Annotated in this window: 27 protein-coding genes, 1 tRNA gene and 1 riboswitch; of the genes, 13 read left to right on the forward strand and 15 right to left on the reverse strand. The window is 60.8% G+C overall.

Translation table 11 applies throughout. The features are described 5' to 3' along the window. The 3 genes from ftsY to GC127_RS15315 form a co-directional block, all read left to right on the forward strand. Positions 1-918, forward strand: a 918-nt coding sequence (gene ftsY / locus GC127_RS15305; RefSeq protein WP_151992579.1) for a signal recognition particle-docking protein FtsY, incomplete at its 5' end; no start/stop codon positions are given. A 76-nt stretch (positions 919-994) separates the two neighbouring features. Beyond that, entirely contained in the window at positions 995-1,897 is a 903-nt protein-coding gene (locus GC127_RS15310; protein ID WP_081508267.1) for an EamA family transporter, read from the forward strand. Positions 1,898-1,938: 41 nt separating this feature from the next. Beyond that, positions 1,939-2,550 (forward strand): inner membrane-spanning protein YciB, encoded by a 612-nt coding sequence (locus GC127_RS15315; RefSeq protein ID WP_081508268.1) that lies wholly within the window; start codon positions 1,939-1,941, stop codon positions 2,548-2,550. Between the two features lie 34 nt (positions 2,551-2,584). On the opposite strand, the gene GC127_RS15320 is transcribed toward GC127_RS15315, so the two are convergent. From GC127_RS15320 to metZ, 4 genes are all read right to left on the reverse strand, one after another. Beyond that, positions 2,585-2,806, reverse strand: a complete 222-nt coding sequence (locus tag GC127_RS15320; RefSeq protein WP_008280326.1) for a hypothetical protein — start codon at positions 2,804-2,806, stop codon at positions 2,585-2,587. Between the two features lie 122 nt (positions 2,807-2,928). Continuing rightward, on the reverse strand, positions 2,929-3,525 hold the full coding sequence (locus GC127_RS15325; protein ID WP_008280327.1) for a hypothetical protein: 597 nt from the start codon (positions 3,523-3,525) through the stop codon (positions 2,929-2,931). A gap of 167 nt (positions 3,526-3,692) precedes the next feature. Beyond that, a complete protein-coding gene (gene folE2 / locus GC127_RS15330) occupies positions 3,693-4,793 on the reverse strand; it encodes a GTP cyclohydrolase FolE2 (protein WP_008280328.1) in 1,101 nt (366 codons plus the stop codon). A 138-nt stretch (positions 4,794-4,931) separates the two neighbouring features. Continuing rightward, positions 4,932-6,116 carry an O-succinylhomoserine sulfhydrylase gene (gene metZ / locus GC127_RS15335; protein WP_008280329.1) on the reverse strand — a complete coding sequence of 395 codons (1,185 nt, stop codon included), beginning with the start codon at positions 6,114-6,116 and terminating at the stop codon, positions 4,932-4,934. Between the two features lie 56 nt (positions 6,117-6,172). Further along, a riboswitch (SAM riboswitch) is annotated at positions 6,173-6,249 on the reverse strand. A 113-nt stretch (positions 6,250-6,362) separates the two neighbouring features. Here metZ and GC127_RS15340 point away from each other — a divergent pair. Together GC127_RS15340 and GC127_RS15345 are read left to right on the forward strand one after the other, a co-directional pair. Continuing rightward, entirely contained in the window at positions 6,363-7,304 is a 942-nt protein-coding gene (locus GC127_RS15340; RefSeq protein WP_151978899.1) for an alpha/beta hydrolase, read from the forward strand. Positions 7,305-7,332: 28 nt separating this feature from the next. Continuing rightward, positions 7,333-7,992, forward strand: a complete 660-nt coding sequence (locus GC127_RS15345; protein WP_151978900.1) for a glutathione S-transferase N-terminal domain-containing protein — start codon at positions 7,333-7,335, stop codon at positions 7,990-7,992. 5 nt (positions 7,993-7,997) lie between these two features. On the opposite strand, the gene dacB is transcribed toward GC127_RS15345, so the two are convergent. Both dacB and GC127_RS15355 read right to left on the reverse strand, forming a co-directional pair. Then, positions 7,998-9,497: a D-alanyl-D-alanine carboxypeptidase/D-alanyl-D-alanine-endopeptidase gene (gene dacB, locus GC127_RS15350; RefSeq protein ID WP_151978901.1), complete on the reverse strand. Its 1,500-nt coding sequence runs from the start codon at positions 9,495-9,497 to the stop codon at positions 7,998-8,000. Between the two features lie 58 nt (positions 9,498-9,555). After that, positions 9,556-10,167 (reverse strand): nicotinate-nucleotide adenylyltransferase, encoded by a 612-nt coding sequence (locus tag GC127_RS15355; protein ID WP_151978902.1) that lies wholly within the window; start codon positions 10,165-10,167, stop codon positions 9,556-9,558. A 151-nt stretch (positions 10,168-10,318) separates the two neighbouring features. On the opposite strand from GC127_RS15355, the gene ettA reads away from it, so the two are divergent. Next, the gene (ettA, locus tag GC127_RS15360) at positions 10,319-11,974 is read left to right on the forward strand and encodes an energy-dependent translational throttle protein EttA (protein WP_008280334.1); all 1,656 of its coding nucleotides are present in this window, start codon (positions 10,319-10,321) and stop codon (positions 11,972-11,974) included. Between the two features lie 184 nt (positions 11,975-12,158). Here ettA and GC127_RS15365 read toward each other — a convergent pair whose 3' ends face one another. The 4 genes from GC127_RS15365 to GC127_RS23255 all read right to left on the reverse strand — a co-directional run bounded on the left by GC127_RS15365 (position 12,159) and on the right by GC127_RS23255 (position 14,863). Beyond that, on the reverse strand, positions 12,159-12,569 hold the full coding sequence (locus tag GC127_RS15365; protein WP_151978903.1) for a hypothetical protein: 411 nt from the start codon (positions 12,567-12,569) through the stop codon (positions 12,159-12,161). Then, positions 12,566-12,976, reverse strand: coding sequence for a toxin-activating lysine-acyltransferase (locus GC127_RS15370; protein WP_151978904.1), 411 nt, complete (start codon positions 12,974-12,976; stop codon positions 12,566-12,568). The genes GC127_RS15365 and GC127_RS15370 overlap by 4 nt, the downstream gene beginning before the upstream one ends. A 238-nt stretch (positions 12,977-13,214) precedes the next feature. Next, positions 13,215-14,069, reverse strand: coding sequence for a hypothetical protein (locus GC127_RS15375; RefSeq protein WP_151978905.1), 855 nt, complete (start codon positions 14,067-14,069; stop codon positions 13,215-13,217). Positions 14,070-14,593: 524 nt separating this feature from the next. After that, complete coding sequence (locus tag GC127_RS23255; RefSeq protein ID WP_254700132.1) at positions 14,594-14,863, reverse strand: toxin-activating lysine-acyltransferase; 270 nt, start codon at positions 14,861-14,863, stop codon at positions 14,594-14,596. A gap of 248 nt (positions 14,864-15,111) precedes the next feature. Here GC127_RS23255 and GC127_RS15385 point away from each other — a divergent pair, with 248 nt between their 5' ends. From GC127_RS15385 to arsB, 4 genes are read left to right on the forward strand one after another with little or no spacing between them, the layout of a single operon-like run. Further along, positions 15,112-15,951, forward strand: coding sequence for a helix-turn-helix domain-containing protein (locus tag GC127_RS15385; protein ID WP_151978906.1), 840 nt, complete (start codon positions 15,112-15,114; stop codon positions 15,949-15,951). Continuing rightward, positions 15,948-16,946: an ArsJ-associated glyceraldehyde-3-phosphate dehydrogenase gene (locus GC127_RS15390; RefSeq protein WP_151978907.1), complete on the forward strand. Its 999-nt coding sequence runs from the start codon at positions 15,948-15,950 to the stop codon at positions 16,944-16,946. Before GC127_RS15385 ends, GC127_RS15390 begins: the two co-directional genes overlap by 4 nt. After that, positions 16,943-18,205, forward strand: a complete 1,263-nt coding sequence (gene arsJ / locus GC127_RS15395) for an organoarsenical effux MFS transporter ArsJ (RefSeq protein ID WP_151978908.1) — start codon at positions 16,943-16,945, stop codon at positions 18,203-18,205. The genes GC127_RS15390 and arsJ overlap by 4 nt, the downstream gene beginning before the upstream one ends. Continuing rightward, on the forward strand, positions 18,202-19,209 hold the full coding sequence (gene arsB / locus GC127_RS15400) for an ACR3 family arsenite efflux transporter (RefSeq protein ID WP_081508279.1): 1,008 nt from the start codon (positions 18,202-18,204) through the stop codon (positions 19,207-19,209). Before arsJ ends, arsB begins: the two co-directional genes overlap by 4 nt. A 65-nt stretch (positions 19,210-19,274) precedes the next feature. Here arsB and GC127_RS15405 read toward each other — a convergent pair whose 3' ends face one another. Beyond that, complete coding sequence (locus GC127_RS15405; protein WP_008281911.1) at positions 19,275-19,664, reverse strand: cytochrome c family protein; 390 nt, start codon at positions 19,662-19,664, stop codon at positions 19,275-19,277. Between the two features lie 96 nt (positions 19,665-19,760). Then, positions 19,761-20,444 (reverse strand): lipoyl(octanoyl) transferase LipB, encoded by a 684-nt coding sequence (gene lipB / locus GC127_RS15410; protein WP_008281912.1) that lies wholly within the window; start codon positions 20,442-20,444, stop codon positions 19,761-19,763. Between the two features lie 81 nt (positions 20,445-20,525). Between lipB and GC127_RS15415 the strand changes: the two genes are divergently transcribed. Further along, entirely contained in the window at positions 20,526-21,869 is a 1,344-nt protein-coding gene (locus tag GC127_RS15415; protein WP_151978909.1) for a peptidoglycan-binding domain-containing protein, read from the forward strand. 100 nt (positions 21,870-21,969) lie between these two features. Then, a tRNA-Leu gene (locus GC127_RS15420) sits at positions 21,970-22,056 on the forward strand. Positions 22,057-22,282: 226 nt separating this feature from the next. Here the strand turns inward: GC127_RS15420 and GC127_RS15425 are convergent. Beyond that, positions 22,283-22,678 carry a metallopeptidase family protein gene (locus tag GC127_RS15425; RefSeq protein ID WP_081508281.1) on the reverse strand — a complete coding sequence of 132 codons (396 nt, stop codon included), beginning with the start codon at positions 22,676-22,678 and terminating at the stop codon, positions 22,283-22,285. Between the two features lie 54 nt (positions 22,679-22,732). After that, positions 22,733-23,653, reverse strand: a complete 921-nt coding sequence (locus GC127_RS15430) for an MBL fold metallo-hydrolase (RefSeq protein WP_151978910.1) — start codon at positions 23,651-23,653, stop codon at positions 22,733-22,735. A 262-nt stretch (positions 23,654-23,915) separates the two neighbouring features. Between GC127_RS15430 and gltX the strand changes: the two genes are divergently transcribed. After that, positions 23,916-25,241 carry a glutamate--tRNA ligase gene (gene gltX, locus GC127_RS15435; protein WP_151978911.1) on the forward strand — a complete coding sequence of 442 codons (1,326 nt, stop codon included), beginning with the start codon at positions 23,916-23,918 and terminating at the stop codon, positions 25,239-25,241. Here gltX and GC127_RS15440 read toward each other — a convergent pair. Then, positions 25,225-26,487 carry a DUF2254 domain-containing protein gene (locus GC127_RS15440; RefSeq protein ID WP_151978912.1) on the reverse strand — a complete coding sequence of 421 codons (1,263 nt, stop codon included), beginning with the start codon at positions 26,485-26,487 and terminating at the stop codon, positions 25,225-25,227. The two genes, gltX and GC127_RS15440, sit on opposite strands and share 17 nt — an antisense overlap. Positions 26,488-26,493 lie beyond the last annotated feature (6 nt).

The following is a 26,493-nucleotide window of genomic DNA, read 5'->3' on the forward strand; positions in this document are numbered from 1 at the left end:
CCGCAGGATTTGCCCGCCGCTGCCCCGCGTTCCGGCATCCTTGGCCGTCTTCTTGGCCGCACCGCGCCTGACAGCGCCCCGCGCCGCGTGCTCGACGACGCGATGCTTGAAAGCCTTGAGGAATTGCTGATCGCGGCAGATATGGGCGTGGACACGGCGCTGCGCGTCACCGCCAATATGGCCGAAGGGCGCATGGGCAAACGCCTTTCAACCCAAGAGATCAAGGAACTTTTGGCGCAGGAAATCGCCCGCATCATGGAACCCGTGGCGCGGCCTATGCCGATGTATGCCAAACGTCCGCAGGTGGTGCTGGTTGTGGGCGTCAACGGCTCGGGCAAGACCACAACCATCGGCAAGCTCGCGGCCCAGTTCAAGGGGGCAGGCAAATCCGTGGTGATCGCCGCCGGGGATACGTTTCGCGCCGCCGCTGTCGAACAGTTGCAGGTCTGGGGGCAGCGCGCCGGTGTGCCAGTGATGACCGCGCCCGAAGGCTCGGACCCTGCCAGCCTTGCCTATGACGCCATGACCCGCGCCGAGGCCGAGGGAGCGGACCTCTTGATGATCGACACTGCCGGGCGCTTGCAGAACCGCGCGGACCTGATGGAAGAGCTGGCCAAGATCGTGCGCGTCATCCGCAAGAAAGATCCCTCAGCGCCGCATAACACCCTTCTGGTTCTCGATGCCACCACGGGACAAAACGCCCTGAGCCAGGTTGCAACCTTCCAGAAACTCGCCGATGTCTCGGGCCTTGTGATGACCAAGCTCGATGGCACCGCGCGTGGCGGTGTGCTGGTGGCGCTGGCGGATAAATTTGGCCTGCCGATCCATGCCATCGGCGTGGGCGAACAGATCGACGATCTGGCCCCCTTCGATCCGCAAGATTTCGCCGCCGCCCTTACCGGGCTTGAGGGGAAATGATCGGTTGCGCCTTTCATCTGGCGTCAAATACCTCGGGGGGTTTGGGGGGCTGGCCCCCCAAGGCCATTGCCTCTGAATGAGCGCTTGGCTGATTTCGCTCGAGGGCACCGAGGCGGGGCATCAACTTGCCATGGCCCTTGCCCTCTTGGCGGCGCTCTTGCATGCAATCTTTGGGGCGTTGCAAAAGGGGCGGCACGATCCTTGGCTCAGCCGCGGGGTGATAGATGCGAGCTATGCCACCATGGCCGCACCCTTTGCCCTCTTCGTCGTGCCCTGGCCCGAGGCGCATATGTGGCCCATCTTTGCCGGCGCTGTGGTGATCCATATCGGCTATAAGGTGTTGCAGGCCATGGCCTATACGCGCGGTGCCTATACCGTGGTCTACCCCGTGGTGCGTGGCACCGGGCCGCTGTTCACCGTGATCGGGGCCTATGCGATTTTCGGAGAAGTGTTCACGCCGGTGCAATGGCTCGGGGTGGGCGTGCTTCTGTGCGGTATCTACGGGCTTGCGGTCTATAATCTGCGCACGCTCACGCTCAACCGCGATACCATGCCGCTGGCGCTGGGGCTGGCGGTGGCAACGGGGCTCTTTGTGGCGCTTTACACCACCTATGACGCCTACGGCATCCGCGCCACCGCAGATCCCTTTACGTTTCTCGCGTGGTTTTTCTTTCTCGATGGGCTGACGATCCCGCCGTTCGCCTATCTGCGCTGGCGCAACATGCCAGAGCGGCCCGCCGTCGGCGCCTTGATGCTGCGCGGGGTGACGGGCGGGGTGGTGGCCTTCTTCTCCTTCGGCTCGATCATGCTGGCCACCCGCCTTGACAAGGTAGGCGAGGCGGCGGTGCTGCGCGAGACATCCACAGTTTTTGCCGCCCTCATTGGCTGGCTTGTGCTCAAGGAAACGGTGGGGCCGCGACGAATTGCGCTCATGTCCTTGATCGCGGCCGGGGCGGTCATAGTTGAGATTGGCGGCTGAATGCGCCACAAGCAGCCTAAGCGATAAGGAAACCTGAGACTATGGATGACACGCAGCCACCCAAATGGGCCAAGCCGGTTCTGGAATTCGGCCCCGTGCTGGGCTTTTTCGCCGCCTATCTCTGGCTCAAGGATCGGGTCTTTACCATCGGCGGCACCGAATATGAGGGTTTTATCGTCGTCACCGCCGGATTCATCCCGGTGTTTCTGATCTCGATGGGCCTTTTGTGGCGGCTCACCGGTCATCTCAGCCGGATGCAGGTGGTCACGGCAGTTCTTATCGTGGTCTTTGGCGGGCTCAGCGTCTGGTTCAACGATCCCCGCTTCTTCAAAATGAAGCCGACGATGATCTATCTGCTGTTTGGCGGTGTGCTGGGATACGGCCTGATGCGTGGGCGCTCGTATCTGCAATATGTCATGGATGGGGTGATGCCCCTGACCGATGCGGGGTGGATGATTCTCACCCGGCGCTTGATGCTGTTCTTCTTCGGTCTCGCCCTGCTGAACGAGGCGATCTGGCGCACCCAGACAGAAGAAATCTGGGTCTATTTCAAGACTTTCGGTCTGACGGCTGCAATCTTTGTGTTCTTCATGGCGCAAGGGGCCCTGTTTCGCGATCATTCGACCGAAGAAACAGACACCAAAGGCACCTGACAGGGCGGGCTATCATGCCCGCCCCCCTGTCGTCTCAGGCGTAGAACAGGTCCTTGAAGACGTGATAGACGATGTCTTCGCGGCGCAGCCCCATTCGGGCCAATTCCGCGTCGGATTTCGCTTCTAGCGCTTCGATCCGGTTGCGTCGCGCGGTGACAGAGGCCTGTTTTTCCAGCCCACGCACCAGTGCCGCGACAAAGCGTTTCCACCCCTCGCGCAGAGGAGAAGCAGACACATTCGTTGTAATATTAGCCATTGGAAACCTCACTTTACGTGGTTTGGTTTCCTCCCTGCACCCTAGATAGGTCAGTCAGATTGACGTGACCAGCGCGGAAATGGAATGGCCGGGTTGCAGCTTCTGCATCCCGGCCTTGTATCTTACTTCGCCTTGGCCTTGGGTGTGCCTTGCGGCATCGCCGGGGGCGGTGAAGGCTGACGCTTGGGCGCGCCTGCGTCAACCGGGATCACACGCGCAGTGGGTTGCGAAGTGGTCTGTGCCGCGGTTGGTGCCGCGCTTGTCGCGGGTGCTACCGGCTTTGGTGCGAGGGCCGCCTCAGCCACGGGTGCGGGCTTGGGCGCGGCCATTGGCACTGGTTGCACGGCAGGCTTCACCTCGGTCAGCGGGGCGGGTTTTGCAGCAACGGCAGGGGCCGCAGGTGCTGCGACCTGCTGCACGGGGGGTGTCACCGGGGCAGCAGCTTTGGCCGGTGTGGCCGGGGCGACCGGGGCCACAGCGGCGCGCGCGGCACGGCGCGGTTTGGCGTTGGCATCCGCCACCTTCGGCTTAGGCGCCGCCTTCGTCTTGACTGGCGTCGCTGGCACAGCCGCCTTTGCCGTCAGGCTGCGCGACCATATCCCTGTTTTCAGAAACGCCTCGCAATAAACCTGCGCCACGCGCAACTGGTTTTCGACCATAAATCCGGTCAACCGGATTCCGGCGGCGGACAGTTTCAGCGGAATTTCGGGTGAAAGCATGAGTTCGTCCTTTTCAGCAGGTGCGCGCTTACGTTTAACGCAAGCGGATCACAAGAATATAACGCGCGCCACGCTGCGTTGCAGCAATTTGACCATAGGTCAAACGACTTTCGCAGCGTTACGCGGATTCCTGCTTAATATTTGGCCATTTTGCCGATTTTCCGGGCTTAGCGCCCATGAATCAGGGTCTGGAACAACCGGGGATCAAGGCTCTGCGCCGCAAAGGTCTCTCCTTCGGTCAAAACGCTGACCGCGTCATGGCTGTGCAGGCTTTCTTGATGGCTGGCCACGACGCGAAAATCACCAATGCGCGGGTCGGCCAGCAGCTGCTCGCAAAAGAGCCGCGCGGCATCCTCGACAAAGATCGGGTTGGCGGCGTTCAACTCAGCAAAGGCCTGTTCATCCTCGCGCTTGACCATGACTTGCGTCTCGGTGGGCACCGCGCGCCGCGCCAACTCGATCAGGTCCTCGAACCACAGGCAATCGTCCTCGACCAGTTCCACCGAAATCCGCGCAACAGAGCGCTGCGAATGCGGTGTGGCCAGTTGTCCGCGCGCGGACCGCGCATGTTCGCTCAATTCCAGCGAACAAGGGCAGGTCGACGAATAGACGTAATCGAGATGCATGAACTTGCGCGTGACGCCGGCGTTCTTCACCAACTCCATCGCAATGTCATAATATTGGTAGCCTTCCAGCCCCGACCGCAGCGACCGCACCCGCGCCGGATAAGACAGGCGCATCTGCAACCGCGCATCGACCGAGTCGAGGTCGGTGATGTAATCCGAAAGTGCGGCCTCCATCACATCGGCGCTGAATGTCTTTTCCGCGTGCTTGTAAAAGCTGCGCATGATCCGGGACATGTTGATGCCCTTCTTGCCTGCATCAAGACTGACAGTGCCCGTGACCGAGGTCTCAAGCGTCAGATCGCCATTCTCACGGGTATGATAGCGGATCGGCAGACGGAAATTGGAAATGCCCACATGCTGCAACTGTTGCCGCGTGCCCCGAATAAGCGAGGCCGGACCATTCTGCAGGTCGGGCAGGCTTGCCAGATAGGCGGCACTCGTCGCAAAGCTCTCGGGATATTCCCGCGCCAGCAGCGGATAATTCGCCACCTCGCCCGAGGGTAAAAGCCGGGCAATCGCCGGATCAAGATCGGCCACTTCTTCTGGCGACGCGGCGCGCGCCCAAGACCGCAGCAGCGCCAGCGCTTCTTTGGCCTCGTCCCGGTCCGGTGCAGGCTTCATCTCAGACGGATGCACATTCATCGCAAAACTTCCCTATCCGCTCTGCCAAACCCTTACATACAGGGTTTCCGCAGGAATTGCCATTATCGTAGGGATTTACGTCAAATGCGGCAAAGCGGATCATTCAAACCCCGGAAATTACTGAAAAACCTCTCAGCCTCAGAATGCTGCCTCCAGCGCGTTCTGAATGTCGCGGATCAGGTCGCCGCAATCCTCCAGCCCCACGCTCAGCCGCACCAGCCCCGGCGTGATGCCAAGCGCCGCCTTCTGCGCGGCGGGCAGGCGTTGATGGGTGGTGGTGGCGGGATGGGTCACGATGGATTTCGCATCCCCCAGATTGTTCGAGATCACCACAATTTCCAGCGCATTGAGAAAGCGGAACGCCGCCTCTTGGCCGCCCTTGAGATCGAGCGCTAGAACCGTGCCACCTTCGCCCATCTGCGCGCGCACCAGATCGTGCTGCGGATGGCTGCTCAGCCCCGGATAAATTACCCGCGCCAGCCGCGCATCGCCGTGCAACGCCTCGGCAATCGCCTGCGCACTCGCAGTCTGCGCCCGCACCCGCAGATCAATGGTCTCAAGCCCCTTGAGCATGACCCAAGCGGTAAAGGGCGACATCGAGCCGCCGGTATGTTTCATATAGGGTTCAACGGTGCCACGGATGAAATCGCGCGTGCCAAGGATAACCCCGCCCAGCGTGCGGCCCTGGCCGTCGATATGTTTGGTCGCCGAATAGATCACCACATCCGCGCCCTGTTCAATCGCGCGCGAAAATACAGGCGTGGCAAACACATTATCCACCAGCACGAGCGCCCCCGCTGCATGCGCCAACTCTGCCACGCTGCGAATATCGACCACGTCGAGTGTGGGATTTGAAATCGTCTCAAAGAAGACGGCCTTGGTGCCGGGCCGGATCGCCGCACGCCACTGCTCTAGATCGGTGCCATCGACGAATGTCACCTCGACCCCGAACCGGGTCAGGATCTCTTCGAGCACATAAAGACAAGAGCCAAAGAGCGCCCGCGCCGAGACCACGTGATCCCCGGCCCGCAGCAGGGATGTCAGCGCCCCCGAGACTGCCGCCATGCCGCTTGCCGTGGCAAAGGCATCCTCGGCCCCCTCAAGGGCGGCAATCCGGTCCTCGAACATCGCGACGGTGGGGTTGCCATAGCGGGCATAGATGAACTCATCCGCGCCCGCCTTGATGAACCGCGCCTCTGCCGCCTCGGCGCTGTCATAGACAAACCCTTGGGTGAGGAAAATCGCCTCGCTCACTTCGTTATACTGGCTGCGCCGCGTGCCGCCATGCACCAGTTTGGTCCGTTTTTGCCAAGTCTCGCTCATATCCAACCTCCGGGCCGCCTGCCCACGAAAAAAGCCCCGACGCGGTCAAGCGAAAGGGGCCTTTCATCCTGACCTTTTAGCGGTTTGTTTAACGTGGCCCGCAATCCGGTAACAAATCGCCACGGTTGCGACTTACTCCCGCGCGCGCGGATCGTCAACTCTGTCACGCAGGTTTCACGCAAGCGTCACCAAAGCGACGTCTGCACCGCGTAGCTCTCAACCACAACATCTGGTGGGGTGAGGGACATGCCGCTGATCCATGTGAATACAGGGCCGACCGGCCCGGTGCTGCATGACGGGGCCGGTGATCTGGCGCTGGCGCTTCCCGGCCTGCTGCGGGGCAGGGGGCCCGTGATCCTGATGGTCCACGGGTTCAAATACGCGCCCCACCATGCCACCGAATGTCCGCATGATCACATTTTCTCTCTCGCGCCGGAACGCAGGTGTTTCAAGGTGCGCAGTTGGCCCGCCGGGCTTGGCTTTGGCACCGGCGCAGCAGATGAGGGGCTTGGCATCGCCTTTGGCTGGCCTGCGCGCGGCAACATCTGGCGCGCCTATGCCGAGGCGGCCAAGGCGGGGGCGCAATTGGCGCAATTGATCACCATGATTCGGGCTGTCTGCCCGGATCGCCCGATCCACGCGGTCGCGCATTCGCTGGGCGCGCGCGTGGTTCTTTCGGCGCTGGCACATCTGCCCAAGGGCGCCCTGCGCCGGCTGATCCTTTTGGCCGGTGCCGAATTCGGTCAGCGCGCCGCCGCAGCGCTCGATACCCCGGCGGGACGCGGCGTCGAGCTGATCAATATCACCAGCCGTGAGAATGATTTTTACGATTTCCTCCTCGAATGCCTGATCCCGGCCCCCCGGCGCGGCGACCGCAGCCTTGGGCTGGCGCTGCCCGCTGGACCCAATGTGCTCAACCTTCAAATGGATCATCCCGGCACGCTTGCGGTGCTGGCGCGTCTGGGCTTTGCCATCGCACCGCCCGCCGCGCGCATCTGTCACTGGTCGCCCTACACGCGCCCCGGTGTCTTTCCGCTCTACAGCAGCCTTCTGCGCCGGGGCCCTGATCTGCCGCTCTGCGCATTCCGGGCGGCGCTGCCTTGCGTAGCCGAGCCGCGTTGGTCGCGCCTCTTGACCCTGCCAGAGCTACGCCTGCCCTTGCCAATGGGCCGTAAACCGTCATTCTGAGCGCGACCCATGCTCAGGAGCCTGCCCCATGCCCGCCCCGATTGATCTCTATTATTGGCCCACACCGAATGGCTGGAAAATATCCATCGCCCTCGAAGAAATGGGCCTGCCCTATCGCTGCCACCTGATCGACATTGGCGCAGGCGATCAACATGCCCCCGACTATCTGAAAATCTCGCCCAACAACCGCATCCCCGCCATCACCGACCCCGAGGGGCCGGACGGCGCGCCGATCCACATCTTTGAATCCGGGGCGATCCTGCAATATCTGGCGCGCAAGACCGGGCAGTTCTATGGCAATACCGCGCGCGATCATATCGCGGTCGATCAGTGGCTCATGTGGCAGATGGGCGGTGTTGGCCCCATGGCTGGCCAAGCGCATCATTTCCTCAAATACGCACCCCAAGACATCCCCTATGCCAAGGATCGCTACCGCTCTGAGGTGGGCCGCCTCTACGGCGTGCTCGACCGGCAATTGGCGCAATCTGAATTTGTCGCGGGCGATTTCTATTCCATCGCCGATATGGCGCTTTGGGGGTGGTGCTCTCTCTGGGAGGGGCAGCAACAAACGCTAGAGGATAAACCGCATTTCGCGCGCTGGCTCGACACTTTGGGTGCGCGGGACGGGGTGCAACGGGGCCGCGCGCTTCACGCTGACAAACGTCGCGATCCAACCGCACGGAAATAGGGGCCTCAGCCCCCGTAAACCGCGCCCCATCGCTCGATCAAGGCCTGTTGCAACTGCTTTGAGCGCGAGTTCCAGCTTCGCGCACCGGGCGGGCTGTCATCCTGCGAGGGGTCGATGCGCGCGCGCAGACTGTCGCTTGCGGTGAAAATCGCAAAGGCCAGATCGGCCCCTTGCGGCGTCGTCACATAGCCCGCCAGCGCGCTCACGAAATGCAGCGTTCCGGTCTTGGCCGCCACTTTTAGCGGATGGTTGCGATTGGGGCGCCCCTGCGCATCGCGCAATTCGACCGTGCGCAATAGCGGCCGCAAAAGCCCCGCATGATGTGCCCGCGCCAAGGCCTGCGCCATCGCCGCTGCCGACAGGCGCGAGCGGTCGCTGAGGCCGGAATGATCCCTCAGCGCCGCGCCGGTCATGCCCAGCGCCTGCGCCGCCCAAGCATTCATATCCTGCGCCGATTGATCCAGCGCCACCACCGCCCCGCGCCGCTTGGCCGAGGCGGCAAGCCCCACCATTTCCGCCGTGAGATTGGTCGAGAATTTCAGCATGTCGCGCAGGATGGTGGCAAGTGGCGCGCTGGCATGGGTCACAATCGCGGTGCCGCCGGGCAGGCGGTCGATGACCTGCGGCGCGCCGGTCTTGATCCCTTGGGACCGCGCAAAGGTGGCAAAAACCTCGCCCGCGTAAAGCTCGGGTTTGCGCACCGGCAACCAGCGCGCGCCGCCCGTGCCCAGCGCGCCCAGCGCCACGGTCCAGTCGTCATAGCTGCCCGCGTCCTTGTAGCTATAGACCGGCACGTTGCGATCCGCGATTCGCATCCGCGCCATGGTCACATCGGGGCGATAGCGGTCTGACCGTGCATCCATGGTGATGGCATATTTGCCATTCGCGCGCCTCCACTCGAAATGCACGCGGTTGTAATTGAGGTTGAGGCCCGAAAGAGCCGGGTTGTAGCCCGCATGCTCTGGCTGTGTTTCGTCGATGGCGCGGGTAAATGGCACCGCCCCACCCCAGACAAGGAACCTCCCGCGCACCTCGCGCAGCCCGGTCTTGGCCAGATTGGCCGCAAGGCTGGCCAGCCCATCGGTCTCGAGCGTCGGATCTCCGCCGCCTGCAAGGATCAGATCGCCATTCAGCACACCGCCCGAAATCGGCCCGGTCGCGATCAGCCGCGTGCCAAAGCGATGCTCCGGCCCCAAGGCGTCAAGCGCATAAAGCGCGGTCACTGCCTTGGTGACACTCGCGGGCGGCAGGCCGGTTGTGGCATCGCCCGACTCAAGCAATTGCCCCGTGCGCGCATCGGCCACCGCATAGCCCACCCGGCCCGATAGATTGGCCTGAGAAATCAGCGCCTCAGCGGCTGGGGCGCGCTGCACGGCGCGCCGTGCCCCCCCGTCGGGCCGCGCCACCGGCCTGAGCGATACCGCAGGCGCGCCAGCCATAGCCGAACTGCCGAGCGCCGCCAGCGCCGTGCCCAGAAAATACCGCCGTGAAATGCCTGTGCTCATGACGCAGAGTTAACCTTAGGCCAGTGTTGCACGCAATCACGATTTGCCCGCCGCGCACTCACTTTTGCGCCCCTGTCCAACTGCCCGCCTCTCTGAGCCGGGTCGAGGAAATATCCATCATCGGCACATTGACAAAGCACCACGCCGGCGCGTCGCGCCGCCCCAATGCCTGACTGTCATAATCGGGCAGGCGGGCGTGGGCATAGATGCGTGCGGCGGGTGACAGCCGCGCCGAAATGCGCTGACCGGGCCGCGCCAGCACCCCCACCGGCACCGTATCCAGAATCTCGCGCCAGTCTTGCCAAAGATGGAATTGCGCCAGGTTATCCGCCCCCATCAGCCAGACAAACCGCACACCGGGGCAAATCCTGCGCAGCGCGCGCAGCGTGGCAGCGGTATGGCGCGTGCCGGTCCACGCCTCAATATCAGTCACGTCGATACGCGGATGATCCACCAGCGCCTGCGCCGCCGCCATGCGCTGCGCGAGCGGCGCGGGGCCATGCGCCTTGAGCGGGTTGCCGGGGCTGACCAGCCACCACAGCCGATCCAGCCCGAACCGCCGCAGCGCCTCGCGGCTGATATGCAGATGCCCCGCATGCGGCGGATCAAACGATCCACCCAAAAGGCCGATCACCTGACCGGGGCGGGAATGGGGCAGGGCATGTGTCATCGCCCTTTCATTGCCAGCGGCGCGGGCGGTGTAAAGCGAAATCCGGGGTGCCCTCTGATCCGCAGATGCACAGACCATTGCCCCCGCACGCCCATACGGGTATCACGCGGGCTGAATTAGAACTCACCCAAGCGGAACGGAGCGGCACATCATGGCAGCGTATCAATATGTCTATCACATGCAGGGCGTCTCCAAGGCCTATCCCGGCGGCAAGAAATGCTTTGAGAACATCCACCTCAACTTTCTGCCGGGGGTGAAAATCGGCGTTGTGGGCGTGAACGGCTCGGGTAAATCCACCCTGATGCGCATCATGGCCGGGATGGACAAGGATTTCACCGGCGAGGCTTGGGCCGCCGAGGGCGCGCGCGTGGGCTATCTGCCGCAGGAACCGCATCTCGACGACAGCCTTGATGTGCGCGGCAATGTGATGCTGGGCGTGGCCGAGAAGAAGGCCAAGCTCGACCGTTTCAACGAATTGGCGATGAACTATAGCGACGAGACCGCCGACGAGATGGCGCAGTTGCAGGACGAGATCGACAGCCAGAACCTCTGGGATCTCGACAGTCAGGTCGATATCTCGATGGAGGCGCTGCGCTGCCCGCCCGATGATGCATCCGTTGCGTCCCTCTCGGGCGGTGAACGCCGCCGCGTGGCGCTTTGCAAGCTCTTGCTCGAAGCGCCCGACATGCTGCTGCTTGACGAACCGACCAACCACCTTGACGCAGAAACCATCGCCTGGCTGCAACAGCACCTTATCGCCTACAAGGGCACGATCCTGATCGTTACCCACGATCGCTATTTCCTTGATGACATCACCAGCTGGATTCTCGAGTTGGACCGGGGCCGGGGTATCCCCTATGAGGGCAATTATTCCGCTTGGCTCGAGCAAAAGGCCAAGCGCCTGTTGCAAGAGGCGCGCGAGGATAAATCCAAGCAAAAGACGCTGGAGCGCGAACTCGAATGGATGCGCCAAGGGGCCAAGGCGCGGCAAGCCAAGCAAAAGGCCCGGATCAACGCCTATAACGAGCTGGCCGGTCAATCCGAGCGCGAGCGCATCAGCCGTGCCCAGATCGTCATCCCCAATGGTCAGCGCCTTGGCAACAAGGTGATCGAGGTTGAGGGGCTGAAAAAACACATGGGCGACAAGCTCCTGATCGAGGATCTCAGCTTTTCGCTGCCGCCCGGCGGCATTGTGGGCGTCATCGGCCCCAACGGCGCCGGCAAATCCACACTCTTCAAGATGCTGACCGGGCAGGAACAGCCCGACGAGGGCAAGATTGAGCTGGGCGATACGGTGCAGCTCTCTTATGTCGATCAGTCGCGCGATGATCTTAAGCCCGAGGATAACGTTTGGGAGGCCATCTCGGGCGGGGCCGAGGTGATTGTGCTGGGTGACGCCCAGATCAACAGCCGTGCCTATTGCGGGGCGTTCAACTTCAAGGGCGGCGATCAGCAAAAGAAAGTGTCGTTGCTTTCGGGGGGCGAGCGCAACCGCGTGCATATGGCGCGGCTCCTGAAAGAAGGCGGCAATGTGCTGCTCCTTGACGAACCGACCAACGATCTCGACGTCGAAACCCTGCGCGCGCTGGAAGATGCGCTGATGGATTTCGCAGGCTGCGCCGTGGTCATCTCGCACGACCGGTTCTTCCTCGACCGCATCTGCACGCATATTCTGGCCTTTGAGGGGGATGCGCATGTCGAATGGTTCGAGGGCGATTTCTCGGCTTATGAGGAAGACAAGAAGCGGCGGTTGGGCCCGGATGCGCTCGAGCCGAAGCGGGTAAAGCACAAGAAGTTCGTGAGGTAATCCTGTGACGCCCCGGGCCCTACCCGGGGCCTGTCACAGCCCGTAGGGTGCGCATTCATTGCGCACCTATCACCGGCACCAATGCGCGCCACGGTGCGCAATGAATGCGCACCCTACGGGTGGCTATTTGCGATGGGTGAATGAACCTGACGAGAAAGCTCAGCCAACGTTGTCGTGTTTGTTATTACTTTAGCACCTTCTCTACTGTTCCATCATGGGCCACCCGCCGCAAAGGTGCTCCTGCTGCAATCATTTTGAATCGATAGCTGTCGATATCCCGCCCACCAAGAAGCACTGGATAAGGACGTGCATAATGAAATTCGTACAACCACTTGTCGTACCCACGTGTTGTCACGCGCCAAAAGCACGTAGCGTACCTATAAATCACCAATTCCGTACCATAAACGCAATCAATCAACTTTGAGGGTTCCGGCCCAAGGTCAGCCTGTCGCAAATGCTCCTCAAAGAAGTAATCCGCATCACGAATGCGCTGATTGGCCACGGATGCCAGGATGATGTCGGCAACCAGCAAAACCCCGAGCAACACCGCCGCGATCCTGAAATAGAGCCATCTTCTGCGGCTGCGCCGTTTCACTCTTTTCCCTCTGCGTGCTTTGCCCCCGCCAAGAACCTCTCCCGCACCCCCTCCGCCTCCGCAAAGGGCGACACCACATCGACCACCACGAGGCTCGCGCCCGACCGCCAGTCCTCCAGCGCCAGCGGCGCGCCCGCTTCGGCCCTGGCCTTTACCGCGTCCGACACGCTGGCCCAGCTCAGGAACGCGACCGGCGATTTGCCTTTCGAATAGATCTCGAACTGACGCAGCAGGATCGGGGTGGCGACCAGCGCCTCAATCTCGCGGATCGGACGGTCGCGATAGCGCTTGTCCATGGTCACCAGCCAGACGGCCTGTCCAAGTGCGGAGAAGAAGGTGCTGGCGTCGATGCCGACAGTCGCCCCCTTTTGCCTTCGGTCTGTCCGGACGTCATTCGCTACACCCAATCCGCGCTACCGTTGCACTCACTCTCGTAAAAATAGAAACCAGCATCAACTGGTCGCGTCAACATCATTTCATCTATTCGATTTCCAAACAGCCTCCCGTAGGGTGCGCATTCATTGCGCACCTATCACCGGCACCTATGCGCGCCACGGTGCGCAATGAATGCGCACCCTACGGCTGGCTTTCAGCTATGGCTCAAATAATGGAAACGTGCATGGCGTTATTCCTGCAGGCTGCCGTTTACTCATCGTGAGTTGCTTGTATGAGTGCGAAGTCGAATACATCGCTTTCTGGGTTATCGGCGATGACTGACAAATGATGCACCAAGAGCAAATGATCTTCATGCAACAGGATCATCGCATCTCCGACATCGTGCATTTGACTGTTACGCCCCGGATCGCACGGGGTAGTTGCAATCTCCCCCCGCCAGGCATCAATGAGACACTCCATGTATGATTTCGTAAGGCGCCTCAGGACAACAAATTCATATTCCTTCAGGTCAATCTCATCCGACGTTAAAAGTTTGGCGAATTTTTCAAAGTAACTTTGGGTCTGTTCGATGCTTAGAGACGAGCGCTCTCTGGCAACAGATTCAAAACAGGCCTCTCCGGGACTGCAGCGGTCAAGTTGCTTTAAGATCGAAGCCAAGAATTCTTGAGACCTAACGTCAGCAGCGGTAGCGATTGAATACTCAGACAAAATGGGGCTCAGCTGAACTGAACCCTCCTGTGCGACACCTAGATAAGCCGCATGCAACATGAACGTATTTTCAAGTGTCTTTTCAATTTTCAAGGTTTTTCTGGAATCACACCAACCAAAGCCCCTGAATTGCGACGCCTGCATGTTCGTGATTTTCGAATCTGGCCAGAACATGTGACATTCAGGGCCTTGGTATCCAACAAATTTCTCTAACCTCGACAAAATTCCACTTCCCAAGTTTTCGTCTGACAGAGAGGCTTGTGGAATTGAAAAAGCCAGAAAAGAAAGTGCTGCGGCTGTCGATCTGACCTGACCAATGCGGCCTACAAGCCCATTTGTCCAGTTTTTTGCAAGGTTGATGAATTGAAACTTGCTACTAGAATTACGCTCAATCAATTACATCTCCAACGGCTGAGTCACATGAGTGGGAGTCGTAGGGTGCGCGTTTCATTGCGCACCTATCACCGGCACCTATCCGCGCCACGGTGCGCAATGAATGCGCACCCTACGGCTGGCTTTCGTTTTCGTCACTCATCCTTTCCCCCCCCCCTTTCGTAAAGCCACCAAGTCCCTGATAATGTTGTGAATGAGGTAGAGTATGACCAATATATTCCCGTAGAAAAAACGCTGGTGAACCGGGTGATCGCTAAAGAGCCAGTTGCTCATAATGGCAACAACCAAGAGTTGAGCGATCAAGGATCCCCAGGTGCCGCGCCTGATCAGCACGGGGATTCTATGATTTCTTTTTTTTCCCACCACTGTTTGCCCTGGATCTTCTGCTCCGCTAGGTTCATTCACTTTTTTGGCAGCGCGTTCATGAACCTCTGCACCCCCTCTGCCTCCTCAAAGGGCGACACCACATCGACCACCACGAGGCTCGCGTCCGACCGCCAGTCCTCCAGCGCCAGCGGCGCGCCCGCTTAGGCCCTGGTCTTTACCGCGTCCGACACGCTGGCCCAGCTCAGAAACGCGACCGGCGATTTGCCTTTCGAATAGATCTTGAACTGTCGCAGAAAGATCGGGGTGGCGACCAGCGCCTCAATCTCGCGTATCGGACGGTCGCGATAGCGCTTGTCCATGGTCACCAGCCAGACGGCCTGTCCGAGCGCGGAGCCGAAGGTTCTGGCATCGACGCCGACAGTCGCCCTCTTTTGCCTTCGGTCTGTCCGGACGTCATTCGCTACACCCAATCCGCGCTACCGTTGCACTCACTCTCGTAAAAATAGAAACCAGCATCAACTGGTCGCGTCAACATCATTTCATCTATGCGATTTACAAATAACCCGCCGTAGGGTGCGCATTCATTGCGCACCAATGTACCCCAGCCGCCTGTCCCACGATGTGCAATGAATGCGCACCCTACGGGGTGCCCGCCCGTCCCGGCCCTCGTCACAAAACCTTCACTTGATATTCTCTATATTTCTTATATTCCAGAAATATGGAAACATTGGCTCCAACCCGCCTCGCAACCCTTGGTCACCCGCAGCGGCTGGCGATCTTTCGGCTGCTCATGCGCCGCTACCCAGACCGTATCCCGGCGGGTGAATTGGCCGAGATTCTGCACCTCAAACCCTCGACCCTCTCTGCCTATCTTGCGGCGCTGATGCAGGCGGGGTTGGTGCGCCAAGAACGGGCGGGCACCTCGCTCAGATATTCCATCGACATGACAGAGGTGCGACGCACCTTTGATTACCTGTTCAACGATTGCTGTCGCGGGCGACCTGACATCTGCGCCCCCTTTCCCACCCTCAAAGGAGGCCCCGATATGGCCCATCGCACATACTCCGTGCTTTTCATCTGCGTTGGCAATTCCGCCCGCTCGATCTTTGCCGAAACCATCCTGCGCGATCTGGCGGGCGACCGCTTTACTGTTTTTTCCGCCGGCACGCGCCCCTATTCCGAGCTTAATCCCTTCGCTCTGGAGGTCTTGCGCGCCAAGGGTCATGACGTGACGCCGCTGCGCGCGAAGAATGTGTCAGAGTTCACCGGTCCCGATGCCCCCGCGCTCGACTTTGTCTTTACCGTCTGTGACACGGCCGCAAATGAGGAATGCCCGGCATGGGAAGGCCAGTCGGTCAGCGCCCATTGGGGCATGCCCGATCCGGTCAAGGTCGAAGGCACGGAGGCACAGAAAAGCCTTGCTTTTCAACAGGCTTACGGCGCGCTCCGCAACCGGATCACGGCCTTTGCGGCGTTGCCGATTTCGACCTTGGATCGCGTCAGCCTGCAAGCCGCGGTCGATGACATCGCGCGGCGGGATGTGGGGCAGGGCACATGACCGTCTATGCTATCAACGGTCTGGGCCGGATCGGCAAGCTGATCCTCAAGCCGCTGATCGCGCGGGGGGCCAAGATCGCCTGGATCAATGACGCGGTGGGCGATGCCGCTATGCACGCCCACCTGCTGGAATTCGACACGGTGCATGGGCGTTGGGACGCCAGTTTTGACCATGACGAGGGCGCGGTGATCATCGACGGCCTGCGCCTGCCGTTTATCGGCGCGCGAGACCTGAGCAACCTGCCCTTGGCGGGCGTTGACGTGGTGATCGACTGCACCGGCGTCTACAAGACCGAGACCAAACTTGCCCCCTATTTTGACGCAGGTATCAAAAAGGTCGTGGTCTCGGCCCCGGTCAAGGATGGCGATGCCGCCAATATCGTTTACGGCGTCAACCATCCGGTTTATGAGCCCGCTCGCCACCGCATCGTGACGGCGGCAAGCTGCACCACCAATTGCCTTGCTCCGGTGGTCAAGGTGCTGCACGAGAGCATCGGCATCAAGCATGGGTCGATCACCACGATCCATGACGTGACCAATACACAGACCATCGTGGATCGCCCCGCCAAGGACCTGCGCCGCGCGCGCTCTGCGCTCAACTCTCTGATCCCGACGACCACGGGCAGCGCCACGGCGATCACCCTGATCTACCCTGAACTCAAGGGGCGTTTGAACGGCCACGCCGTGCGCGTGCCGCTGCTGAATGCGTCGATCACCGATTGTGTGTTTGAAATGATGCGTGAGACCACGGTGGAGGAGGTCAACGCGTTGTTTCAGGCAGCCTCTGAGGGCCCGCTTGCGGGTATTCTGGGTTATGAAACCCGCCCGCTTGTCAGCGCGGATTACACCAATGACACCCGCTCTGGTATCGTTGATGCCCCCTCTACGATGGTGGTCAATGGCACGCAGGTGAAGGTCTATGTCTGGTATGACAACGAGATGGGCTATGCGCATCGGTTGGTCGATGTGGCCTGCATGGTCGGGGACAGCCTGTGACCGCAAGACCTGAGGGATTGAGCGCTTATATCGCCGTCACAGCCGCCTATTGGGCCTTCATGCTCAGCGACGGCGCGCTTCGGATGCTGGTGCTTTTGCATTTTCACACGCTGGGCTTCAGCCCGGTGCAACTGGCTTATCTCTTTGTTCTTTACGAAGTCGCAGGCATGGTGACGAACCTGTCGGCGGGCTGGATTGCCGCTCGGTTTGGGCTGACGGCCACGCTTTATGCCGGGCTAAGCCTACAAGTGGTGGCGTTGATTGCGCTGGCGCAACTTGATCCGACATGGAGCATCGCGCTCTCGGTGGCTTTCGTGATGGGCGTTCAAGGGGTCTCTGGCGTGGCCAAGGATCTGGCCAAGATGTCGTCGAAATCCGCCGTCAAGTTGCTGGCCCCTTCCGAGGAGGGCGGGCTTTTTCGCTGGGTGGCGGTGCTCACCGGGTCCAAGAATGCGGTCAAGGGCCTTGGCTTTCTCTTGGGGGCTGCGCTTTTGGCGGGGATTGGGTTCGTGGGCGCGGTCTGGGCCATGGCGGGCGTGTTGGCCGCAATCCTTGTGGCCGTGGCCTGGGCCATGCCGCCGGGCCTGCCACGCGGGCGCAAGGGCGCGAAATTCTCGGAAGTCTTCTCGAAATCCGCCAATGTGAACTGGCTGAGCGCGGCGCGCGTGTTTCTTTTTGGCGCGCGTGATGTGTGGTTTGTGGTGGGCATCCCGATCTATTTCTATGGCGTCTTGTCGGATGGGTCCGAGGCTGGCAATCGCGCAGCCTTTTTCCTTATCGGCACGTTCATGGCAGGCTGGATCATCCTTTATGGCGCGGTGCAGGCCTCGGCCCCCAAAATTCTGCGCGCCAAGACACGGCCAGAAGCGGCCTTGATCTCGGCGGCGCGGGGCTGGGCCACTGCGCTCTGTCTGGTGCCTGCGGTTTTGACCGCACTGGCGCTGCTGGCGGGGGGGGCGCAGGCTTGGCTCACAGGTGCACTTGTGGCGGGCTTGCTGGTCTTCGGCGCTGTTTTTGCAGTGAATTCGGCACTGCATTCCTATCTCATCCTTGCCTTTACCCGTGCCGAACGGGTGACAATGGATGTAGGGTTCTATTACATGGCCAATGCCGGCGGGCGGCTCTTGGGCACGCTGCTCTCGGGGCTGACCTATCAATTGGGGGGGTTACCCTTGATGCTGGGCATTGCCACAGCGATGGTCGCGTTGTCGGCGCTGGCCGCCGGAAAGTTGACCCCACAGGAAAGGGCAGAGGCATGAGCGGGTTTGAGCGCTATCTGACTGTCTGGGTTGGATTGGCAATGGCGGCGGGCGTGATCCTAGGCCTGATCGCGCCGGGCCTTATCGCGGCGATTGCGGCGGCAGAGGTGGCGCGGGTCAATCTGATCGTGGCGGCGCTGATCTGGGCCATGGTCTATCCGATGATGATCGGTGTCGACCCGTCAAGCCTTGGGCAAGTGGCGCGCCAACCCAAGGGGCTGGCAATCACACTGGTGGTGAACTGGCTGATCAAGCCCTTTAGCATGGCGGCTTTGGCGGTGCTGTTCTTTGAAGGTGTCTTTGCCGATCTGATCGCCCCCGCCGATGCGCAGCAATATATCGCCGGGCTGATCCTTTTGGGGGCGGCCCCCTGCACGGCGATGGTCTTTGTCTGGTCGCAGCTGACCAAGGGCGACGAGAGCTATACGCTGTTGCAGGTCTCGGTCAACGATGTGGTCATGGTCTTTGCCTTTGCGCCGCTTGTGGCGTTTCTGTTGGGCGTCACGGATATCGTCGTGCCGTGGGAAACGCTGGTTTTGTCGGTGCTGCTCTTTGTGGCGCTGCCGCTGGTGGCGGGGTTGCTCACGCGGCGCAGGCTGGGGTCAGAGGTGCGGATTGCGGCGTTCCAGGCGCGGGTGAAACCCTGGTCGATCCTTGGGCTGATCGCGACGGTGATGATCCTTTTTGGCCTTCAAGGCCGGGTCATTGTCGAGCGGCCCATGGTGATCGGGTTGATTGCGGTGCCCATCATCCTGCAAAGCTATGGCATCTTTGCGCTGGCCTATGCGGCGGCATGGCTGCTCAAGGTGCCACACCGGATCGCAGCCCCCTGTGCGCTGATCGGCACGTCGAATTTCTTTGAACTCGCGGTCGCCGTGGCGATTTCGCTCTTTGGCCTAAACTCGGGCGCGGCATTGGCGACGGTGGTGGGCGTGTTGGTCGAGGTGCCGGTGATGTTGTCGCTGGTGGCACTGGCCAACAAAACGCGCGCGCGGTTTGCCTGAACTGCGCATGAAAAAGCCCCGCGCTGTTTTGCACGGGGCTATCTGCCTTGCGGCTTTTGGATCGCTTACTGCGAGAAGGTCGCGAGATAGGCCGCCACGTCCTCGGCACCTTTGGCCAGCTTGAAGGTCATCTTCGAGCGGCTACCAAGATATTCATTGGGGTCAGCCACGTATGCGGCCAATTCCGCTTCGTCCCATACCAAACCTTCAGCGCCTTTTGCGGCCAGACCATCGGAATAGCTAAAACCTTCTACGCTGCCTGCTGTACGGCCGATCACGCCATAAAGGTTCGGGCCGGTCTTGCCACCCTTCACGATGGTCTCGCTCTCCGAGGCGATCATGTGGCAGGCTTTGCATTTGTTGAATTCTTTTTCGCCTTTGGCGGCGTCGCCTGCGGCAAAAGCGGGAAAGGAAAGAGCCACAAGAGTGGCAGACGCGGCGAGAAGGGTCTTCATGAGCTACCTCATTAGGGTTGGTTGCATTCCGGATGTAACCATAGCCCGACTGCCCCGGCTTGCAACCTCCAACTTTGGTGCAGGCGGCGGTTTGCCTCAGTCAAATGCCTTTGAAAAGCATCGGCGCAGGGCGACATCAAGGTCATCCATGCTGACAGGTAGGCCAAGATCCACGAGGCTGGTCACCCCATGCTCTGAAATGCCGCAGGGCACGATGCCCGAGAAGTGCTCCAAATCCGGCTCTACATTGATCGAGATGCCGTGAAAGCTGATCCATTTGCGCAGGCGTATGCCAATGGCGGCGACCTTATCCTCGGCTTGTTGGCCCGTTGCGGTCAGTGGTTTATCGGGGCGCGTTACCCAAACACCAACGCGACCTGCGCGGATTTCGCCGGTGACGTTGAATTCGGCGAGTGTTGCAATCACCCACTTTTCCAGCTGGCGCACAAAGCACCGCACATCGCGCCCGCGCTTGCCCACATCCAGCATGATGTAGACGACACGCTGACCGGGACCATGATAGGTGTACTGCCCACCGCGTTTCGCCTCATATACCGGGAAACGGTCAGGATCGGTCAAATCCGCCGGTTTGGCCGAGGTGCCAGCGGTGTAAAGCGGCGGGTGCTCCAACAGCCAGATTGCCTCGGCGGCGCTGCCTTCGGCGATTCGCGCTACGCGCTCCTCCATTGCCGCTACCGCCTCGGGATAGGGGACAAGATCGGTCGAGATATGCCATTCCACGCCGGATTGGTCGATGGCGAAGGGGGTTTTGAGGCGCAAGGTTTGACTCTGTTCACGTATGAGGGAAACTTGTGGTAGGTTGTCTTATTAAGTTTTGCACCTGCTTAGGGGAGATGAACGATGTTTTCAAAACGAATTCTGATGATGGCTTTGGCGGCTTCGGTCGCGTTGCCGGTCGGCGTGGCACAGGCGGATTTCAAGGATGGGCTTGTTGGTGGCCTTGTTGGTGGCGCAGTCAGCGGCATCATCGTCAATGAAAGCGCGAAGGCGCGGGAACGCAAGCAACAGACGACAACGACAACACGACGGGTGTATCAGGCACCCGCACCAGTGAACTCGGTGCAACGCCAGCAAGTGCGAGAGGAACAATCGGCGCTCAATTACTTCGGCTTTCCCGCCGGCACCCCCGACGGTGTGCGTGGCCGCAACACGCGGGACGCCGCCGCGCAGTTTCAGGCGCATATGGGATATCCGCCAACCGGCTATCTTGCGGATTATGAGCGGCAGTTTCTTATTAGCTCGTACTACCGGGCACAAAGCAGCGGGGCGGCCACAGCGCAGTTGATCGCGCAACGTGGTCAGGGCACGCGCGGCCTGCTGCTGGCCTATCGAGACGAGGCGGTAGGTGTGCCAACATATGCGGCAGCACCCGTGCAGGCCCCAACGGCGCCGTCGCCGGTAATGGCGGCCATTCCGCAATCCGCGCAGGTTTCCGCTCCAACTGCCGAGACTGCACCTGCCGCCGTGGGATTTGCCGCGCTGCCAAATCTGATGGCCTCTGGCGGAGAGGGGCCGTCTCTTGCGTCGCATTGCAATCAGGTTAGCCTTATCACCAATTCCAACGGTGGTTTTGTCACCGAGGCATCGCTCAACGATGGGCGCATCGCGCTCAACGAACAGTTTTGCCTTGCGCGCACCTATGCGATTGCCGAAGGCGAGACGATGGCGGCCTCTCTAAAGGGCGTCACGGCGGCGCAACTTGAAGAACAGTGCCGCGCCTTTGAGCCTGCGATGCGGGATCATGTGGCGGCGCTCTCGCTCAATCCGCGTGATGAGGTCGTTCAGCAAGTCCGCAGTTTTGTTCTGCAATCCGGGCAATCCCCGGCGCAATTGGCGGGAACCGCCAAAATATGCCTCTCGGTTGGTTATCGAATCGATAACATGAACGTGGCGCTGGGATCGGGCCTGTTGCTGACAGCCTTGGGCGAAGAGCCCTATGGCGAGTTGATGGGCCATCACCTGAACGAAGGCTTTGGTACGACCCGCCGCCCTGATCTTGCGCTTGCGTGGTACCAAACCGCCGTTGAGGCCGTAGAGCGCGGGGTAGAGCCCGTTTTTGCCCCCGGAAACACCGGGCGCACTGCACTTTTGCGCAAGGCGGCGTTCCATACTCAGAGCGCGCAGACAGGCACCGCCGAGGCCGTGCAGCCGGTGGCAACCCTGCCGACGTTCAAGCTTGAATAGATATCAAGACCTGCGTTTGAAAAACCGAAGGGGCGATGTGTTTTGCCCCTTCACAAGCCGGATGAGTTTGCATATACGGCCCGAACCTACCTGATCACGTGCGGTCGTGGCGGAATTGGTAGACGCGCAGCGTTGAGGTCGCTGTGGGGTAACTCCCGTGGAGGTTCGAGTCCTCTCGACCGCACCATTTCACCCCAGAGGGTGGAGTGTTGATCAAGAGAATTTCCAGAACGGGCAAATTTTTCACGCCAATTTTGGCGGTGATCTGAGTTGGTTTTGCGTCCCTCAAAACCAGACTGCACGGCATGGGTTTCTTGGGGTCGGCACCGCTTTGAGCAGGGGCGCGAGGGCAGGGCGCTGCAGGATAGGCTGTGCAGAGGCTGCTTTCTGCGCAGTGGTCACTTTGAACCCGGTCACTCCCACCAGCGGTCAATGCGCGCGATATCCTCATCCGACCAGCCGAAGTGATGGGCAAGCTCATGCACCACCACATGCGTGACCAGATCGGCCAGATCAATATCGCCCCTGTCGCGCCATTCCTCAAGGATAGGCTCGCGGAAAATCCAGATCGTATCAGGGCCAAGAGGTTGATCGAAATGCGATTTCTCGGTGAGGGGGATGCCCTCGTAGAGACCAGTCAGATCAAGCGGATCGTCGATCCCCATCTCGTGAAGCAGTGTTGCGGATGGCCAGTCTTCGACGATCAACACCACGCTCTGCGCCGCAGGGGAAAAGGCCGGGGGAAGCGCGGCAAACGCAGCGCGGGCCATGTCCTCAAAGCTTGCAAGATCGGGGTCGGGCGTGGTCATTCCCGGCATATGGGGCGCGGGGGCGGAAATGTAAATCCGCCCCCGCGTGCCGGATCAGAGCATCAACTGATAGCTGGCGGGCACATACTGGAACCCGTCGCCGCGCGTCTCGACATAGCCCACGGCAGGGAAGGGCATATGATAGCCGATGAACGGCACCTTATCGGCGGCCAACATGCCCAAAACCTTGCGTCGGGTTGCGGCGGCCTGCGCTTTGTCCATGTCGAATGTCACCTCCCAGTCGGGATACCCGAGCGACCAGACATAGTGGTTCGCGAAATCGGCGGCGATAACCAGCGATTTGCCGCCGCTCTCGATCATGTAGGCGGTATGGCCGGGCGTGTGCCCTGCGGCAGACATGGCGGTAATGCCAGAGGCAACGCTTGCCCCGTCACCGATCATTTCGGTCTTTTCCGCCAAGGGACGCATCTTGCTGTCAAATCCTTCGTTTCCGGCAGCGGCCCAATGGTCGTATTCGGCGCTCGCGGTCACGTAGCGGGCATTGGGAAACGTCGCCCCGCTCTCGCCCATCAGACCGCCGATATGGTCGCCGTGCATATGGGTGAGAACGACGACATCAACCTGATCGGGCGTGTATCCCGCGGCGGCAAGCGCACTGGTGATGGCATCCGGGTTGAGGCCGGTATCAAAAAGCACAAGTTCCGCGCCGGTGTTGATTACCGTGGGCGTAAAGAAAAACTGCGCCTGATCCGTTGGAATATTGTTGGCTGCTGAAACGGCTGCGAATTCTTCGGCGCTGACATTGAGGCCAAAGATCGTCTGTGGGTCCGGTCGCGCCGTGGTCGCAACAAGCAAGGTCGTCACCTCGAAGTCGCCCAGTGTCACCCGGTTATACCGCGTGGTGGATGCCCCAAGCATTGGGGCTGCCGCGCGGGCAGGCGTGGTCATCGCCGCAAGGGGCAGAGCGGCGGCAGAGCCGAGGATTGCGCGACGGGTCAGCGTGGGTCTGGACATGGTTTCCTCCTGGTTTGTTGATGCTCGCGTCAGGGTAGCGCGCTTCTATATAGTGCGCATCGTGCTCACGGAAAATTGAGAGTGGTTTGGCCCGCAACGAAAGGCTTTATGCCCTGCGCGGGCGACTGCGGATAGCCGCCGCGCCTGTGCACCCCTTTGAAAATCGCAAAGCCGCCCGCCTCACCCGCCCATGGCGAGGGGCCGCAATCTGGACAAACGCGCGCACCTGTGACAAAGCCCGCGGCAGAGTCAGGAGACGCCCATGATCACCACCCGCTTTGCCCCGTCGCCCACCGGCTATATCCATGTCGGCAATCTGCGCACCGCGCTGATGAACTATCTCATTGCCCGGCGCGCGGGGGGCACGTTTATCCTGCGGATTGACGATACCGATGCCGAGCGCTCGAAAGAGGCCTATGTCGACGCGCTCAAGCAGGATTTGGAGTGGCTGGGCCTGCATTGGGACCGGATCGAGCGGCAATCGCTGCGGCTGGATCGCTACGCCGAAGCGGCGGACAAGCTGCGCAGCATGGAGCGCTTTTATGAGGCGTTCGAGACGCCGACTGAACTCGATCTCAAGCGCAAGAAGCAGCTCAACATGGGCCGCCCGCCGGTCTATGACCGTGCTGCACTGGCGCTGAGTGAGGCGGATAAAGACAAGCTGCGCGCCGAGCGGGGCAATGGTGTCTGGCGGTTCAAACTGATCCAAGAACGGATTGAATGGCACGACGGTATCCTTGGCGATATTTCAATCGATGCTGCCTCGGTCAGTGATCCGGTGCTTATTCGTGGTGATGGTCAGATTCTTTATACGTTGGCCTCTGTTGTGGATGATGTCGAAATGGGCGTCACGCATATCGTGCGCGGCTCGGATCACGTAACCAATACCGCCACCCAAATTCAGATCATCGAGGCCTTGGGGGCCAACCCGCCGCAATTCGCGCATCACTCGCTTTTGACAGGGCCGCAGGGTGAGGCGCTGTCGAAACGTCTGGGCGCGCTGTCGTTGCGGGACCTGCGTGCGCAGGGCGTCGAACCGATGGCGCTTTTGAGCCTGATGGCGCGGTTAGGGTCGGCTGATCCGGTGGAGCTGCGCACAGAGATGGCCGAGTTGATCGAGGGCTTTGATATCGAGCGCTTTGGCTCGGCACCGACCAAGTTCGACGAGAATGACCTATTTCCGCTGACTGCGCGGCATCTGGCCGCGCTGCCGTTTTCGGCGGTCGCAAGCAAGATCGCAGACATTGGCGTGCCTGCGTCATTGGCCGCGCAATTCTGGGAGGTCGCGCGCGAAAATATCACCACGCTCAAGGATCTTGACGGGTGGTGGGCGCTGTTCCGGGACGGCGCGGACCCGGTGATCGAGGACGAGGACCGGGAGTTTGTGGCGCAGGCGATGGCGCTTTTGCCTGAGGGGCCGCATGATGCCGGGACCTGGGGCACGTGGACGAGTGCCGTCAAGGAGGCCACGGGCCGCAAGGGCAAGGGCCTCTTCATGCCGCTGCGCAAGGCGCTGACGGGTCAAGCGCATGGGCCGGAAATGGCGCAGGTGCTGCCGCTCTTGCAGGTGATCAGGGCGAGGGGCTAAGCACCGCCGCGCGCAATCGGGTCTTGTCGCGCTCAACGGTAAGGGCCGTTTCAGCATATTCGCGGGCATGTTGCGACATCTCCCGCGCCGCTTGGGCAAGAGTGGCATCCGGTACAGACGCGAGCCGCGCCAAAACCTGTTGCAGGCGCAACGCCACTTCGATCTGTCCCGCGCCGTCACGGGCGACGCTGGCAAAGGCCGTGTCGATCATCGCCACGCGCGATGTCTCTGGCAGGAAGAGACGGGGAAAGCGCGGGCTATCCTCGGCATGCGTGGCATAGGCCCAGTCGAGCAAGAGCTTTTCCTGTCGGCAAAGAACGGCAATTGCGGTGCCCGGATCGTTGATCCCCGGCGACAGCGCGCGCGAGGCCGTTTCCGAGAGCACCAACAACCCATAGCTTGCATCCTGCTCAAAGCTGCGAGTGGCGGCGATGGCCAGGTTCTGGCAGATGGCGCGCCGCTCATCCTCGGCCAGCCCGCTCGCATGGCCGATGGTCTGGCCCCGAACCAGATAGGCACCGGGCCGGACATAGAAATAGACACGGGTTTGATCCGTACCCAGCTTCTCGCTGATGGCGTGCATGTCGATAAGTTGCAGATACCCTGTTTGGGGTGCCGTCAACGGGCGGGCCTCATCCGGTAAAACTGTATCTTCGGACAGGCGCTGCGCCCCAAGGGAGGGGAGGCTGCGGTCGCGAATGAGGCTGTCGCGTGCCGCCTGTTCGACCGCAAACAAAGTGGCATCCATGCTGCCCAAATCGCTGAGATGGTGAATCCAGCGCAAAAGCGCCACCACCACCAACACAACAACCGCCACGGTAAAGACCAACACGAGCACGCTGGCCCCTTCGGGATAAAACCCCGCTTGAAAGAGGATGATCGCACTTAGCGCATAGACAAAGGCGCCTATGAAAGTCGCCAGAACCGTATGCGTGGTCGTATCCGCCAGCAGGATCGCATGCACACGCGGCGTGGTTTGACCGGCAGCGGCGTTATGCGCCGTGACCATGACATTGAGCGAGAATGTACTGACCGCAAGCATCCCCGAAGCAAGGATCGTCAGGATCGGCATGACGGCATCTGGCGTAAAGCGCGCTTTGAGACTGTTCGGGATCTGGTCCTCAAGCAAGATTGCTGCGCCCGAGGCCAGGATCGCCAGAAGGGCAAACAGCGTCACGCGCAACCAAAGCTTGCGGCTGAGACGCAGGAGCGAGAGGGCTGTGGTTGAGAGGATGTGGATTTTCACGCGCGC

Origin of the sequence: Roseovarius sp. EC-HK134, assembly GCF_902498815.1 — a bacterium.
GTDB lineage: Bacteria > Pseudomonadota > Alphaproteobacteria > Rhodobacterales > Rhodobacteraceae > Roseovarius > Roseovarius mucosus_A.

Excerpts from the sequence above, each read along its gene's own strand:
- GC127_RS15425 (WP_081508281.1), bottom strand. The coding sequence starts at position 22,678 with ATGACCACGCCCGACCCCGATCTTGCAAGCTTTGAGGACATGGCCCGC.
- ettA (WP_008280334.1), top strand. The coding sequence starts at position 10,319 with ATGGCAGCGTATCAATATGTCTATCACATGCAGGGCGTCTCCAAGGCC.
- GC127_RS15430 (WP_151978910.1), bottom strand. The coding sequence starts at position 23,653 with ATGTCCAGACCCACGCTGACCCGTCGCGCAATCCTCGGCTCTGCCGCC.
- folE2 (WP_008280328.1), bottom strand. The coding sequence starts at position 4,793 with ATGAATGTGCATCCGTCTGAGATGAAGCCTGCACCGGACCGGGACGAG.
- GC127_RS15415 (WP_151978909.1), top strand. The coding sequence starts at position 20,526 with ATGTTTTCAAAACGAATTCTGATGATGGCTTTGGCGGCTTCGGTCGCG.
- GC127_RS15320 (WP_008280326.1), bottom strand. The coding sequence starts at position 2,806 with ATGGCTAATATTACAACGAATGTGTCTGCTTCTCCTCTGCGCGAGGGG.
- GC127_RS15355 (WP_151978902.1), bottom strand. The coding sequence starts at position 10,167 with ATGACACATGCCCTGCCCCATTCCCGCCCCGGTCAGGTGATCGGCCTT.
- metZ (WP_008280329.1), bottom strand. The coding sequence starts at position 6,116 with ATGAGCGAGACTTGGCAAAAACGGACCAAACTGGTGCATGGCGGCACG.
- GC127_RS15315 (WP_081508268.1), top strand. The coding sequence starts at position 1,939 with ATGGATGACACGCAGCCACCCAAATGGGCCAAGCCGGTTCTGGAATTC.
- GC127_RS15390 (WP_151978907.1), top strand. The coding sequence starts at position 15,948 with ATGACCGTCTATGCTATCAACGGTCTGGGCCGGATCGGCAAGCTGATC.
- GC127_RS15310 (WP_081508267.1), top strand. The coding sequence starts at position 995 with ATGAGCGCTTGGCTGATTTCGCTCGAGGGCACCGAGGCGGGGCATCAA.
- gltX (WP_151978911.1), top strand. The coding sequence starts at position 23,916 with ATGATCACCACCCGCTTTGCCCCGTCGCCCACCGGCTATATCCATGTC.
- GC127_RS15340 (WP_151978899.1), top strand. The coding sequence starts at position 6,363 with ATGCCGCTGATCCATGTGAATACAGGGCCGACCGGCCCGGTGCTGCAT.
- GC127_RS15405 (WP_008281911.1), bottom strand. The coding sequence starts at position 19,664 with ATGAAGACCCTTCTCGCCGCGTCTGCCACTCTTGTGGCTCTTTCCTTT.
- GC127_RS15385 (WP_151978906.1), top strand. The coding sequence starts at position 15,112 with ATGGAAACATTGGCTCCAACCCGCCTCGCAACCCTTGGTCACCCGCAG.
- dacB (WP_151978901.1), bottom strand. The coding sequence starts at position 9,497 with ATGAGCACAGGCATTTCACGGCGGTATTTTCTGGGCACGGCGCTGGCG.
- GC127_RS15325 (WP_008280327.1), bottom strand. The coding sequence starts at position 3,525 with ATGCTTTCACCCGAAATTCCGCTGAAACTGTCCGCCGCCGGAATCCGG.
- arsB (WP_081508279.1), top strand. The coding sequence starts at position 18,202 with ATGAGCGGGTTTGAGCGCTATCTGACTGTCTGGGTTGGATTGGCAATG.
- GC127_RS15345 (WP_151978900.1), top strand. The coding sequence starts at position 7,333 with ATGCCCGCCCCGATTGATCTCTATTATTGGCCCACACCGAATGGCTGG.